This window comes from Parahoeflea halophila, from assembly GCF_900220985.1.
GTDB classification, from domain to species: Bacteria; Pseudomonadota; Alphaproteobacteria; order Rhizobiales; family Rhizobiaceae; genus Hoeflea; species Hoeflea halophila.
On the sequence record NZ_OCPC01000001.1, the window covers coordinates 1,059,823 to 1,072,706 of the forward strand.

Genomic DNA, 12,884 nt, shown 5'->3' on the forward strand with positions numbered 1-12,884 from the left:
TAATCAGTATCCTTTCGGTAGCTCGTGCATGTCAAAAGCACGAATAGCCTCCAATATGCCCGCCGCGCCATGCGCTTGCGCCATATGAAGGTGCTCCAGATGGAGAACGCGCTCGACCAGAGAAGGTTCCGAATTTCCCACCGCGACCGCCGGCAGTCCGCATTCGAGCATGGAAAGATCATTGAGCGTGTCGCCTGCACACAGCACGCGATGCGGCTCGATCGCGAGATGCTCCACCAGCCGGCGCAGCGACGGGCCCTTGCTCACGCCCTCGGGCAGCACGTCGAAATAGCGGTTGTCGGAGATCAGCCACTGGTGCCCCATCTCCTCGACAATGCCGCAGGCCGAGCGATCGAAAGCATCGGGGTCGAGATCGTAACTCACCCGGTAACGGAAATCAGTGGGTTGTAGCGTCAGGCCCGGATGGCCCTCGAGCCGAGCCTTGACCTTGTCGCCCGCATTGGCCCAGCGTGCGGCGATTTCCTCTTCAAGATGGGCGATCGGCGCAACGCCGGTCTCGGAGGAGACCGTGGCAATGGTGGTGCCGACATCACCGACCGCATAGTCCGGCCAGGGCACGCCACGCTCGCGGCAAAGCTCGCCGATAAATTCGGGATCGCGTCCGGTCACGAAGATCAGGCCGACTGTGTCGCGATTGTCCTCGATCCAGCCATAAAGCCGCCGCCGGTCTTCCTCGCTGCCACCCAGAAAGGTGCCGTCGAGATCGGTGGCAAGCACGAACCTCCGCGTGTTGAGTGGATTGTTGATAGGTGTCGAATTCATTCGGCTGCCTCCGCTGCCATGGCAATGGGATGATCGAGACTGATGGAAAGTCCGCGGCGTTCGCTCTCGATCGGACGGGACCAGAGCTCGGCAAAGGTTTCCCGCACGTCCGCACCCTGGTGCAGGATCCGGTACACGCTTTCGCAGATCGGCATGCGGATGTTCATCCGCCGCGCAAGATCCATCACCGAAACCGAATTGACCTCGCCCTCGACCACCACGGCCTTGCCGTCGAAACATTTCTCCCGCGCAATGCCCTTGCCGAGCTGAACCCCCAGCGACATGTTGCGCGATGTCTGTGACGAGCAGGTCAGCGTCAGGTCACCCGCACCGGCAAGCCCCGTCACGGTTTCACGGCGGCCGCCAAACACGTCGGCCAGCGTCTTCATCTCGTCCATTCCCCGCGCGATAAGTGCTGCGCGGGTGTTTTCGGCATAGCCCGCGCCCGTCATCATGCCGCAGGCGATGGCAATGACGTTCTTAACCGCACCGCTGACCTCGACCCCGACGAGATCGTCGGAAATATAGGGCCGGAAGAACTCCGACCCCATCGACAAGGCCAGCCGCGCCGCCGGGCTCGACGCGGTATCGAGCCGGTCGGCATAGGAAAACTGGAAAGCAATGGTGGCAGCGGTCAGATGGCCAAGTGCGGTTTCGGTGGCAAAGGTCGGACCGGACAGGGCGCCGATTCGGTGACCGGGCAGCATTTCCGATGCCACCTCGCTCAGCAAATAGCCGGAACCTGCCTCGATACCCTTGGCACAGAGCGCGATCGGCACGCCCTGAGCCAGATGCGGCCGCATCTGTGTGCAGATCGCGCGCAGGGTCCGCGACGGCGTGACCAGCAGCACCGCCTCCGCCCCTTCAAGCGCCTTCGCCATGCTGGTGATTGCGGCAATGCCATCCGGCAAAGAAATACCGGGAAGGTATTTCGGATTTTCATTGCGGCTGTTGATTGCTTCGACTGTAACCTGATCTCTTCCCCACAGTGCCGTTTCACGGCCGGCGCGTCGCGCCACGGAGGCCAGCGCGGTCCCCCAGGCCCCGGCACCGATAACGCAGATTTTCGCGTAGGCCCGTGCAGGGGAAGACAGGTCGTCGGCTTGTTCGCCTTGATGAGTCATGCCGCTGTATTTAGAGCCCATTGTGCTGCAGCGCAACCGCAAGGGTGCTGCGATGCACCCAACTCCGGTCAGAACCGGCAGATGAGGCAGGCCGAACCACCTGAAACCTAACTACGATCGCGGTGCCGGATTTCGCCCTCCAGCCCCATCGCATCGGTCTCGCCATGGCAGACGGCAAGCAGCCGGTGCTTGTCAAACGGTCCCGGCATGCTGAGCGCACCGGGCCGCGTCGGCATGAATCCGAGCGGCGCGTAATAGGGCGGATCCCCGACCAGCAACACCGCATGGCTGCCGGCCTTTTTGGCGGCTGCGAGGGCGATGCGCACCAGCTCCCGGCCGATGCCGAGATTCTTGTGCGACGGCCGCACGGCCAACGGTCCCAGCAGATAGCCGGCCACGGTGCCGGCGAGGATCGGCGTCATCCGCACCGAGGCGATGATCTCCCCGCGATCGCCGGCGACAAACGACAGATGCCGGTCATGCGGCCCCTGTTCACGCACCCGCTCTGCGGCGCGCACGAACCGGCCGGGACCGAAAGCTTCTTCATTGATGAGCTCAATGGCCGCGTCATGAGACGCGTCTTCGGTGAGAAAGACAATATCCTGAAAGGGCATGATGGGAATTCCGGAAACAGGCGGCAAACGTGACGAAACACCCGCGGAACCCGCGGGGAATGATCTTGTCAGCGTCGTCGCAAAGCCTTGACTGGCATCCGGTTTTTTCCTCGTTGCCGTTTGGCCATAGCAAAGCAAAGCCTTGGCGTCCAATGCAAAACGCACTGTTCACACCTCCGGCCTTCGCTTTTTCTCCCCCCGGGACCTATCTCTGTGGAAAAGGAGATTGATTATGGGAATGCTGGTTGATGGCGTCTGGAAGGACGTCTGGTATGACACGAAATCCACGGGTGGCCATTTCAAGCGCAAGGACGCCTCCTTCCGCAACTGGGTGACCGCCGATGGCGAACCGGGTCCGTCGGGCGAAGGCGGCTTTGCCGCAGAGCCCGGCCGGTACCATCTCTATGTCTCGCTTGCCTGCCCCTGGGCACACAGGACTCTGATCTTCCGCAAACTCAAGGGTCTGGAAGACGCCATTTCTGTTTCGATCGTCGCCCCCCATATGGGCGAGAACGGCTGGGAGTTTCATGACCGCGACGGCGGTACTGCCGACCATATCGGCGGCAAGGATTACCTCTGGCAGGTCTATGTCGCGGCAAAATCCGATTACACCGGCCGCGTCACCGTGCCGGTGCTGTGGGACAGGAAGACCAACACTATCGTCTCCAATGAATCCGCCGAAATCATCCGCATGTTCAATTCCGCCTTCGATGCGATTGCCCGGCCCGCACCGGATTACTACCCGGCCGAGCTCAGGTCCGAAATCGACGAGATCAACGAGATCGTCTACCACAAGGTAAACAACGGTGTGTACAAGGCTGGCTTTGCCACCACGCAGGAAGCCTATGAGGAGAACGTCACCGCACTGTTCGATACGCTCGACATGCTCGACAGGCGGCTTCAGGATAACCGCTACCTGGCCGGCGATGACCTGACTGAAGCGGACTGGCGGCTTTTTACCACCCTGGTGCGCTTTGATCCGGTCTATGTCGGCCACTTCAAGTGCAACATCCGCCGCATCGCCGATTATCCGGCCCTGTCAGGCTATCTCCGCGAGCTATACCAGATGCCGGGCATTGCCGGGACCGTGAACATGGATCACATCGAGAACCATTATTACGGCAGCCACGAGAGCATCAATCCTACTCGTATCGTGCCGGTTGGCCCGGAACTCGACCTGATGCAGCCGCACGGGCGGGACGAACTGCCGAAGGCCGCCTGAACCGCTTCACGGGTCCGTCCGTCCGGGTGCCACTTGAAATGTCATATATGAATTATGATATGTTTAAGTGAACCCGACGGCGAACCCTTGGAGAACCAGGATGGCCTACACAATCGACAGAACATTTGATCACGCCTCGTTCGAGGACATCGACCAGCGCACCCGCAAGGCGCTCGCCGATCACGGTTTTGGCGTGCTTACGGAAATCGACGTGGCCGCAACCATGAAGAAGAAGCTGGACGCCGACATGCCGCCCTATCTCATTCTCGGGGCCTGCAATCCGAAAATGGCGCATCAGGCCATCGGCATCGAGCCGCGCATCGGCGCCATGTTGCCCTGCAACGTCATCATCCGCAACACTGGCAATGGCGCAGTCACCGTCAGTGCGGTTGATCCGGTCGCCTCGATGCAGGCCGTCGGCAACCAGCAGCTGACCGAGGTCGCGGGGCAAGTTCGCGCGATGCTCGAAAGCGCGGTGCACGACATCTGATCCGCCGCAAGGCGGACCAGTTCCATCTCACGACTTGATCTTGTAACCGGTCTTGTAGGTCCAGCCGATCAGGCCGAGGCAGAGCAGCATGAACACTGTGATCATCGTCAGGCTGAGTCCGATATTGACGTCGGCAGTGCCGAAGAAGGCCCACCGAAAGCCCGAGATCAGATAGACCACCGGATTGAACATCGTTACCGTCTGCCAGAACGGCGGCAGCATCGATACCGAGTAGAAGCTGCCGCCCAGGAACACCAGCGGCGTGATCACCAGCAGCGGTACCATCTGCAGCTGCTCGAAGTTCTTCGACCAGATGCCGATGATGAAGCCGAACAGGCTGAAGGTGACGCTGGTCAGCAGCAGGAATGCCAGCATCGCCACCGGATGCAGAATGGTGAAATCGACGAAGAATGTCGCCGTCCCGAGAATCACCAGCCCGATCAGCGCCGATTTGCTCGCCGCCGCGCCGACATAGCCGAGAACGATCTCGACATAGGACACCGGCGCGGTGTGCAGCTCGTAGATGGAGCCGATGAATTTCGGAAAATAGATCCCGAACGAGGCGTTGGAGATGCTTTGCGTCAGCAGCGACAGCATGATCAGCCCGGGGATGATGAAGGCGCCGTAGCTGACGCCGTCAACCTCCTCGATGCGGGAGCCGATCGCCGCGCCGAAGACGATGAAATACAGCGATGTCGACAGCACCGGCGAGATCAGGCTCTGCGCCAGCGTGCGGAAGAACCGGGCCATTTCGAAGGAATAGATCGACTTGATTGCGTAGAAATTCATCACTTGTCCTCCACCAGCCCGACAAAGATGTCTTCTAGCGAGCTCTGTCTGGTCTCGACATCGCGCAGGATCAGCCCGGCCTTGCCCAGATCCGAAAACAGCGCCGTAATCCCGGTGCGTTCGCCATTGGCCTCGTAGGAATAGGTCAGCGACTGGTCTTCCTCGCTGTATTCGAGATTGTAGCTTGCGAGCGCGTCAGGGATCCGGTCGATGGGTTGCATCAGCTCGATGCGGATCTGCCGCTGGCCCATGCGCCGCATCAACAGGTCCTTGTCTTCCACCAGCAGCAACTCACCGCTGCGAATGACGCCGATCCGGTCGGCGATGGCCTCGGCTTCCTCGATGTAATGCGTCGTCAGGATGATGGTTACGCCATCGGCCTTGAGCTGGCGCACCACCTCCCACATCTCCTTGCGCAGCTCCACGTCGACGCCCGCGGTCGGTTCGTCGAGAAACAGCACCCGCGGCTCGTGGCACAGCGCCTTGGCGATCAGCACCCGGCGCTTCATGCCGCCCGACAGCTCCACCACCTTGCTGTCGCGCTTGTCCCACAGCGACAGCTTCTTGAGAATGTCCTCGATCAGCGCCGGGTCCCTGCCCTTGCCGAACAGACCGCGCGAGAAGTGCAAGGCGTTTGTGACGGTCTGGAACGGTTCCAGCGAGATTTCCTGTGGCACCAGCCCGATCAGCGAGCGTGCCTTGCGGAATTCATCGACCACGTCAAAGCCGCCGACCGTCGCCGTGCCGGATGTGGCATTGACGAGCCCGCAGATGATCGAGATCAGCGTCGTTTTGCCGGCCCCGTTGGGCCCGAGCAGCGCCAGGATCTCGCCTTCCTCGATCTCGAGATTGACATTTTTCAGCGCCTGAAAGCCGCTGTCATATTGTTTCGAAAGGTTCTGGATCGAAAGAATGGCTGCCATGATGGTCTTTTCAAAAAACGAAATAAACAAATCGGCGACCGCGAGATGTGCTGGCCGCCGGACCCGATCGACAAAAGCCGTAGTTGTCGTCACGTAAGCGCTAATGGCCTGCCTTCAAGAGCGTAAAGCCTGGGTCCTGTCAAGTTCTGTCAGCAGGCTGCCGCGATCGGCCTCTGGCAGACAGCCGCAAACCAGCCCGGCTGCAGGCCCCGCCCTACCACACGTCGCTGACCGCAACCTCCGCTGAAAGCTCCGCAAGCCGCCGCCGCGTTGCCGCCGTAACCCCGTCCGGCAGTGCATCGAGCGCGAAGAACCCGCTCTCGACGATTTCGCGGTCGGGATGTTTCGGCGCAGTCTGCGAAACGGTGCAACGGTAAAAGGCAACATGGTCGCGCCGGCTGGTGCGCGCGTTGAAATAGACCGCGAACAGCTCCGGCTCGGCGCTGATCTCGAGATTGCCCTCTTCCCGCAACTCCTTAATGAGCGCGTCCTTCAGCGTCTCGCCGCGTTCGACGCCACCGCCGGGCATGTGCCAGCCGGGGACGTAGGAATGGCGCACCAGAAACACGCGGCCTTCGCCATCGAATGCGGCTGCGCGCACCCCAAGCGTCATGCCGCGGGCGATGGCGAACCAGGCATGGATCACGCGGGTCACCAGCCGCGCCCGCCAGCTGCGCATCTCCGGCGGCGTGTGAACTTCGCCGGCCACGGCTTGCGGCTTCCCGGCAGGATCGCTATTGCTCACATCATGTTCCGGCTTGCTCATATTTCCGATATCCACCTTGGCCCCATGCCGCGCCTGTCCGCCGCGCAGCTCGCGTCCAAGCGGATTACCGGCTATGTGAACTGGCATCGCAACCGCCGCAAGCATCTTTTCGGCAACACGCTGGAGAATGTCATTGCCGGCATGCGGCTGGCGTCACCAGATCACGTGGCTATCACCGGCGATCTGGTCAATCTCGCCACGCGCACCGAAATCGAGGCTGCCCGGCTGTGGCTGGAAACCCATTTCGACCCGGCAAACGCCACCGTCGTCCCCGGCAACCACGACGCCTATGTGCCCGGTGCCTTTGCCAGAGCCACCGCTGCCTGGCGGCCCTGGTTCGAGTCCGATTCGCCCGCGCCGGGCAACGCGCTGTTTCCGGGCTTCCGCCGCCGTGGACCGGTTGCCCTGATCGGCTGTTCCACCGCCAATGCCACCCTGCCGTTCATGGCCACCGGCGAGTTTGGCCGCAAGCAGGCCCGCGCCGCCGGCCGCCTGCTCGAGCAGGCCAAGCAGGACGGCCTGTACCGGGTGGTCATGATCCATCATCCGCCGGTGCGTGGTGCAGCCCCCTGGCACAAGCGCATGCGCGGCATCAGCCGTTTCGCCAGAATGCTTGGGAAACACGGCGCCGAACTGGTGCTGCACGGCCATACCCATCTCGATACGCTGCACCATATCAAGGGCGCGGACGGGCCCGTGCCGGTAGTGGGCATTGCCTCGGCAAGCCAGGGCCCCGGTGGCCGCAAGCCGCTCGCCGGCTTCAACCTGTTCGAGATCGACGGCGAACCGGGCAACTGGAAAACCACGCATCTGCGCATGCAACTGGGCCCTGAAGGCCCCGGCATGGTGGAAAACCCCGCCGGTGTGATCGCTCTTGAAGAAACGCTCGGCTGATCAGCCGCAATCGGACATCAGCCGCAATCGGACTTCAGCCGATCATCGCCGACAGCCGGTCCCAGAAGGCCAGCACCAGCGCTGCCGCGCCTGCGACACAGCCGAGCATGAACCAGGACGCACCGAGCACCAGCCCGGCACCGCCCGAACGCTCTCGCGGGCGCGGCTGCGCGGGCGCTGCCGTCGAGGCCGCTGCAGAGGCCTGCGGCGAAGCTTCGGCTGTTCGCGCAGCCGGCGCGGTTTCCGCCGGCGCCACGCTCTGGCTTCCCGTACGCGGCGCGGACGCAGCTTCTTCACCGGTTTCCCCAGCGGCCTTGCCGGCCATGCCGTTCTTCACCGCTTCGAAATCACCGGCCAGGATGCGCTCGCGCTCGATCACCCGTTCGGCGATGTAGCGGCTGACCGCATCCGCCGTCGCTGCCATGTCGCTGGTGTCCGACAGGATCACCCTGCCAAGCCGCGTGTCGCGGACAAAGCGGAACACCCGCCGGTCATGTCCCATGTGCACATGCGCCACCGCATCGATCCACAGCCGCGGCTGCAAGCCGGTGGAGACGCCGAAATCGAAACGGTCATCGGCAGGGTCGATATCATTGAGCACCGGCCGGATCTCTTCGGCCAGCATTTCCAGCCGCGCGCGGTCCGCATCCCGCATGTCGACCACCACATCGGTGCGGTCGGCGGTGGCGATTTTCACGTCGCGCACGATATCCGCGAGACGGCGGTCATTGGCAGGGATCTTGGGTCGGTCGGTCATGGCGTGGGTCCATCGGCAACGGGGCCGCAATAAGATTGGTTAACAACCTCTTACCACAGACCGTTCTTGATGGCGACAATGCGGCAGCCGCCGATTGCACACGTGGTAAAGCGCCGCAGGCACCGGAATCACTGAGGTCCGGACAGAAACAGCGAGCGGCCAGACGGGTCTCAGCTCTCGCTGGTCAGCGCCTGCCCCAGCACCCGGATGATCGCATCGGGTGATTCTTCGGGCAGCATGTGGCCAAGGTTGGGCAGCACGCTGAAGGCAAACGACGCCGGCAGCGCGGAGGGATTGGGGCACGGCAACACCGTATCCGCCGTGCCCCAGATCACGAACACCGGCATGGGCAGACCTGCCAGCGCATCAGCCGGCAACACGCCCTGCCCTTCCTCAGCGCCGTTCGGGAACATCGCCTGGTAGGTCTCTTCAAGCGCTTCGGCCTGGCCCGGACGGGCCCGCGCCGCAACGAAATGATCGATCACCTCCTGCGAGGTAACAAAGCCGGGCGCCGACATCTCCTCGAGACAGCCCCGGATCTCGGCCTCGCTGCTGGCCTTTGCATAGCGCGCCAGCAGTCCGGCATTGATCTCCTTTGCCATGCCGCCGGGCGCCACCAGCGTCAGCGTCTTCACCCGCTCCGGTGCCCGCATGGCGATCAGCGCCGCCACCGCGCCGCCCATCGAGTGGCCCGCCAGATGAAAACTTGCGACACCTGCCGTATCCAGCCCGGCGAGAATGGCCTTGGCCATCCTTCCCGCGCCGCCGCGCCCGTCGGCATCGAGCGACCTGCTATGGCCGGGCAGATCGACCGCCATCACCCGGATGGTGTCCGGCAGTCCCGCCTTGACCGCTTCCCAGGCCGAACCGTCCCCGCCGAAACCGTGCAAGAGCACCAGCGGAATGCCGTCTTCAGGGCCCGAAAATTCGATGTGAAGTCCGCTCATGGCACTCATTTCCCTCTACGCAATGCAAGACCGCCGCGCTTTTTCAGGCGCGGCGGTCGGTGTGTCATCTCAGTCCTTTTGCGCCGCCAGCACCCGGTTGGCCGCCGACACCACCGCTTCCAGCGACGCCGCCACGATGTTGGTGTTGACGCCCGCACCATGGATCATGCCGACCGGCGTTTCCATCTGCATGTAGCAGATCGCGGCTGCGTTGGACCCGTGCTGCATCGAGTGCTCGGAATAATTCGCCACCGTCAGCTCAACACCGAGATAGCTCGACAGCGCGTTGACAAAGCCGTCGATCGGACCGGTGCCGCGGCCCTCGATATGCTTGGTCTCGCCATTATCGGTTATCTCCGCCGAGACCACCCGTACCCCCTTGTTGGCGGGGTCCGTATGAGTGTGGTGATCGACAAAACCGAGCCGCGCGCCGGACTGGTTGACATAAAGCTCCATGAAGCTCTCGTAGATCCGCTTCGGCGGCAGTTCCACGCCTTCCTCGTCGGTGATCCGCTGCACTTCCTCGCGGAACTCCACCTGCAATGCGCGCGGCAAATCCAGCCCGTAATCTTCCTTCAGGATATAGGCGATGCCGCCCTTGCCCGACTGCGAATTGATCCGGATGATGGCCTCGTAGGAGCGGCCGACATCCTGCGGGTCGATCGGCAGGTAGGGCACTTCCCAGTCCGGCTTGTTGGCCTGGCGGATCGCCTTCATGCCCTTGTTGATCGCATCCTGGTGCGAGCCGGAAAACGCCGTGTAGACCAGCTCGCCCACATAAGGGTGCCGCTCCGGGATCTTCATCTCGTTGGAATATTCATACACCGCCTTGATCCGCTCGATGTCCGAGCAGTCGAGCTGAGGGTCCACCCCTTGGGTGAACATGTTCAGCGCCAGCGCCACGACATCGACATTGCCGGTGCGCTCGCCATTGCCGAACAGCGTGCCCTCGACCCGGTCCGCACCCGCCATCAGCCCCAGCTCGGTGGCGGCAATGCCGGTGCCGCGGTCATTGTGCGGATGCAGCGACACCAGCACATTCTCGCGGTTGTCGATATTGCGGCACATCCACTCGATCTGGTCGGCATAGATGTTCGGCGTTGCCATCTCCACGGTCGACGGCAGGTTGAGGATCAGCTTGTTGTCGGGCGTCGGCTGGATGATCTCGATCACCGCGTTGGAGATTTCCAGCGCCACGTCCAGCTCGGTGCCGGTGAAGCTTTCCGGCGAATACTCGAACCGGAACCCGCCGCCGGCCTTCTCCGCCATCTCCTTGACCATCTTCGCCGCATCGACGGCAATCTGCTTGATCCCGGCCACATCCTTGCCGAACACCACCCGGCGCTGCAATTCCGAGGTCGAATTGTAAAAATGCACGATCGGCCGGTGCGCGCCTTCAAGCGCCTCGAAAGTGCGGGTGATCAGCTCGGGCCGGCACTGCACCAGCACCTGCAGCGACACGTCCTCGGGCACCCCGCCCTCTTCCACGCACCAGCGGGCAAAGTCGAAATCGGTCTGCGAGGCCGACGGAAACCCGATCTCGATTTCCTTGAAGCCCATGTCCAAAAGCAGCTGGAACATCCGCGCCTTGCGGTCATGTCCCATCGGGTTGATCAGCGACTGGTTGCCATCGCGCAGATCCACCGAGCACCAGATCGGCGCCTTTTCGATCCGCCTGGACGGCCAGGTCCGGTCATTGAGATCGATCAACGGGTAAGCGTGGTACTTCTCGGCAGCCTTCGGCATGCCCTTCGGTCCGGATGAAGTCTGTGCGGTCATGAGTGTCTCTCGTTTCCTGGCCCAAATCCCGGGAGCCGCACATGGCGACATCAACCGGCCTCAAGCCGTCATGTTGTATTCAGGGAAAAATGTAAAGTCGCGAGAGAGGAGCGGAGCACGCGTCTGCGGCGGTCTCGACCGCCGGACGCTCCTCAACGAGCCCGGCGATCGCCGCTAAGCGCGAGAAGGAGTAGCGAACCGGAAAGCGCACGCGAGACCGCCGCCGCGGCGAAGCGGGCTGGAGACGCTGAATCTGGGCGCGTGGTCGGGTTCATGGGGAAAAGATAGCGAGAGCTGGGGGGGATGGCAAGGGGGATGAGGCTGTGGGGCAGTTCTCTTCACTCAGCGAGAAGATCACCGAGAGCTTTCGCCTTTCCTCTTGCTACGTCCTTTTGGAAACTTCTCAAAAGCTTGGCCCGCAAATCTTTAATTTTGCTAGGGCTCTTCAAATCGCCTTTGTAATCAAAGCCGTCACCGAGGTCCGCAACTTCAAAGTTCAAATCTACAATAATAGCACCGAGTATTTCATCGATTGCGCCGGAAAAATTATCAATTTTCCCTTCATCAAACAATTTCTTCGGGTCTTTATTGTATTCCCGCCCTATGGCATCGCCAGCAATTAGCTCACTCAAAACTGACAACAAGAAAAATCGTGTCAAACCATACTTTGAAAGCGGCTTGTATTCTATAGATGGCATCGCATTCTGTATTCTCTGCATAATAATATTTAACAATATCACCCTCCAAGCCGTGACGGCTGGACGAGCAAATATCTCCGCATACTTATCATCAAAAAGCTTATATACTTGATGACAAGATTCCGGCTCCATCAAATCGAACGCAAGCAGAAGGCGACCGGCCTCTTCATTGGTTATTATTTCAGCACCATTTCTTGCCTCCTGACCACGTTTGATTTCTAAATCGTATTCGCCATTTAAAACGCTTTCGAATTCTTTACGAAGCCTTATCTGGACTTCATTTGTTGACTTCAAATCTCGAGGCTTAATCGCATTTTGATTGTTGCTGTTTATTGTAATACGCCTACTCAAACTGGCATCACTTAACTGCACCACTTTCGCTATAACACGAAGATCTGGCGATAGCTTTGAGACAGACTTCTTGAAGGTTGAAATACTTTGAGCGCCATTTACAACCACGTAATTCTCAATCTCTAGAACCCCATCACCCAACGTGGCTCTTTCACACAAAATATTGACCCCGTTGTGATACAATGGAAAATTCTGATGCTCAGTCGAATCGGCAACACTTTGGCTAAGCGACTTATTTACTTTAGTATTTCCTAGGGATTGTCTCACATTTTGCGAAAACAGAGTCCCATCCTCTATTCCCTCCATATTAACAAGCTCCACAGCTTGGACCGGCAATATATATGCGGTGGCCTTCGATCCTGATTGTATCACCATAGGATCTACATACGTAGTATCAAATTTGAAAACACCACTCACACCGCCAGCGCTCTCTACATCAATATACTCATTACTTATTCTTTCTCGATCATAAACACGCATGGAGTCATGCTGATCAAGAAACTCCCGCCCATTAGCATCGAGAGTTTGGTTGCAAATAAACACGCCTACAACTTTATATCCCTTTTCCACCAAATCTTTAATATTATTTCTTTTAAGAACGAGTTTAAGCTCAGCGTTACCGCCACCATCAATCAAAGACTGGACCGATTCAGGCGACGCGAGCTGGGTAATAGCACCAGCCAATTCACGCAGAGAATTATCTCCTATAGTTGTTTCTTTTTGTTTTATTTTACCCTGCAAGACAAG

At 60.2% G+C, this 12,884-nt stretch carries 13 protein-coding genes; 3 read left to right on the plus strand and 10 right to left on the minus strand.

The window, feature by feature from the left end:
- Positions 1-3: 3 nt before the first annotated feature.
- From CRO46_RS05035 to CRO46_RS05045, 3 genes are all read right to left on the minus strand, one after another.
- Positions 4-783 carry an HAD-IIB family hydrolase gene (locus tag CRO46_RS05035; protein ID WP_097105601.1) on the minus strand — a complete coding sequence of 260 codons (780 nt, stop codon included), beginning with the start codon at positions 781-783 and terminating at the stop codon, positions 4-6.
- Complete coding sequence (locus tag CRO46_RS05040; RefSeq protein WP_097105603.1) at positions 780-1,907, minus strand: NAD(P)H-dependent glycerol-3-phosphate dehydrogenase; 1,128 nt, start codon at positions 1,905-1,907, stop codon at positions 780-782. Before CRO46_RS05040 ends, CRO46_RS05035 begins: the two co-directional genes overlap by 4 nt.
- 107 nt (positions 1,908-2,014) lie before the next feature.
- Positions 2,015-2,521, minus strand: a complete 507-nt coding sequence (locus CRO46_RS05045) for a GNAT family N-acetyltransferase (RefSeq protein WP_097105605.1) — start codon at positions 2,519-2,521, stop codon at positions 2,015-2,017.
- Positions 2,522-2,753: 232 nt separating this feature from the next.
- Between CRO46_RS05045 and CRO46_RS05050 the strand changes: the two genes are divergently transcribed.
- The gene (locus CRO46_RS05050; protein WP_097105607.1) at positions 2,754-3,743 is read left to right on the plus strand and encodes a glutathione S-transferase family protein; all 990 of its coding nucleotides are present in this window, start codon (positions 2,754-2,756) and stop codon (positions 3,741-3,743) included.
- A 100-nt stretch (positions 3,744-3,843) separates the two neighbouring features.
- Positions 3,844-4,233: a DUF302 domain-containing protein gene (locus CRO46_RS05055; protein WP_097105610.1), complete on the plus strand. Its 390-nt coding sequence runs from the start codon at positions 3,844-3,846 to the stop codon at positions 4,231-4,233.
- Positions 4,234-4,260: 27 nt separating this feature from the next.
- On the opposite strand, the gene CRO46_RS05060 is transcribed toward CRO46_RS05055, so the two are convergent.
- From CRO46_RS05060 to CRO46_RS05070, 3 genes are all read right to left on the minus strand, one after another.
- On the minus strand, positions 4,261-5,022 hold the full coding sequence (locus CRO46_RS05060; protein ID WP_097105612.1) for an ABC transporter permease: 762 nt from the start codon (positions 5,020-5,022) through the stop codon (positions 4,261-4,263).
- On the minus strand, positions 5,022-5,945 hold the full coding sequence (locus CRO46_RS05065) for an ABC transporter ATP-binding protein (RefSeq protein WP_097106515.1): 924 nt from the start codon (positions 5,943-5,945) through the stop codon (positions 5,022-5,024). The genes CRO46_RS05060 and CRO46_RS05065 overlap by 1 nt, the downstream gene beginning before the upstream one ends.
- 214 nt (positions 5,946-6,159) lie before the next feature.
- Positions 6,160-6,624, minus strand: a complete 465-nt coding sequence (locus tag CRO46_RS05070; RefSeq protein ID WP_244577807.1) for an NUDIX domain-containing protein — start codon at positions 6,622-6,624, stop codon at positions 6,160-6,162.
- Between the two features lie 69 nt (positions 6,625-6,693).
- Between CRO46_RS05070 and CRO46_RS05075 the strand changes: the two genes are divergently transcribed.
- The gene (locus CRO46_RS05075; RefSeq protein ID WP_097105616.1) at positions 6,694-7,605 is read left to right on the plus strand and encodes a metallophosphoesterase family protein; all 912 of its coding nucleotides are present in this window, start codon (positions 6,694-6,696) and stop codon (positions 7,603-7,605) included.
- 34 nt (positions 7,606-7,639) lie between these two features.
- Here the strand turns inward: CRO46_RS05075 and CRO46_RS05080 are convergent, their stop codons facing one another.
- From CRO46_RS05080 to CRO46_RS05095, 4 genes are all read right to left on the minus strand, one after another.
- Positions 7,640-8,362, minus strand: coding sequence for a hypothetical protein (locus CRO46_RS05080; protein WP_097105618.1), 723 nt, complete (start codon positions 8,360-8,362; stop codon positions 7,640-7,642).
- A gap of 170 nt (positions 8,363-8,532) precedes the next feature.
- Positions 8,533-9,309 (minus strand): alpha/beta fold hydrolase, encoded by a 777-nt coding sequence (locus CRO46_RS05085; RefSeq protein WP_179758954.1) that lies wholly within the window; start codon positions 9,307-9,309, stop codon positions 8,533-8,535.
- Between the two features lie 69 nt (positions 9,310-9,378).
- A complete protein-coding gene (gene leuA / locus CRO46_RS05090) occupies positions 9,379-11,088 on the minus strand; it encodes a 2-isopropylmalate synthase (protein ID WP_097105622.1) in 1,710 nt (569 codons plus the stop codon).
- Between the two features lie 338 nt (positions 11,089-11,426).
- Positions 11,427-12,878 carry an AIPR family protein gene (locus CRO46_RS05095; RefSeq protein WP_210421479.1) on the minus strand — a complete coding sequence of 484 codons (1,452 nt, stop codon included), beginning with the start codon at positions 12,876-12,878 and terminating at the stop codon, positions 11,427-11,429.
- Positions 12,879-12,884 lie beyond the last annotated feature (6 nt).

What these genes read in the sequence shown, in the direction of transcription:
- CRO46_RS05080 (WP_097105618.1), bottom strand. Translation starts at nt 8,362, where the DNA reads ATGACCGACCGACCCAAGATCCCTGCCAATGACCGCCGTCTCGCGGAT.
- CRO46_RS05040 (WP_097105603.1), bottom strand. Translation starts at nt 1,907, where the DNA reads ATGACTCATCAAGGCGAACAAGCCGACGACCTGTCTTCCCCTGCACGG.
- CRO46_RS05055 (WP_097105610.1), top strand. Translation starts at nt 3,844, where the DNA reads ATGGCCTACACAATCGACAGAACATTTGATCACGCCTCGTTCGAGGAC.
- CRO46_RS05060 (WP_097105612.1), bottom strand. Translation starts at nt 5,022, where the DNA reads ATGAATTTCTACGCAATCAAGTCGATCTATTCCTTCGAAATGGCCCGG.
- CRO46_RS05085 (WP_179758954.1), bottom strand. Translation starts at nt 9,309, where the DNA reads ATGAGCGGACTTCACATCGAATTTTCGGGCCCTGAAGACGGCATTCCG.
- leuA (WP_097105622.1), bottom strand. Translation starts at nt 11,088, where the DNA reads ATGACCGCACAGACTTCATCCGGACCGAAGGGCATGCCGAAGGCTGCC.
- CRO46_RS05050 (WP_097105607.1), top strand. Translation starts at nt 2,754, where the DNA reads ATGGGAATGCTGGTTGATGGCGTCTGGAAGGACGTCTGGTATGACACG.
- CRO46_RS05070 (WP_244577807.1), bottom strand. Translation starts at nt 6,624, where the DNA reads ATGCGCAGCTGGCGGGCGCGGCTGGTGACCCGCGTGATCCATGCCTGG.
- CRO46_RS05035 (WP_097105601.1), bottom strand. Translation starts at nt 783, where the DNA reads ATGAATTCGACACCTATCAACAATCCACTCAACACGCGGAGGTTCGTG.
- CRO46_RS05075 (WP_097105616.1), top strand. Translation starts at nt 6,694, where the DNA reads ATGTTCCGGCTTGCTCATATTTCCGATATCCACCTTGGCCCCATGCCG.
- CRO46_RS05045 (WP_097105605.1), bottom strand. Translation starts at nt 2,521, where the DNA reads ATGCCCTTTCAGGATATTGTCTTTCTCACCGAAGACGCGTCTCATGAC.
- CRO46_RS05065 (WP_097106515.1), bottom strand. Translation starts at nt 5,945, where the DNA reads ATGGCAGCCATTCTTTCGATCCAGAACCTTTCGAAACAATATGACAGC.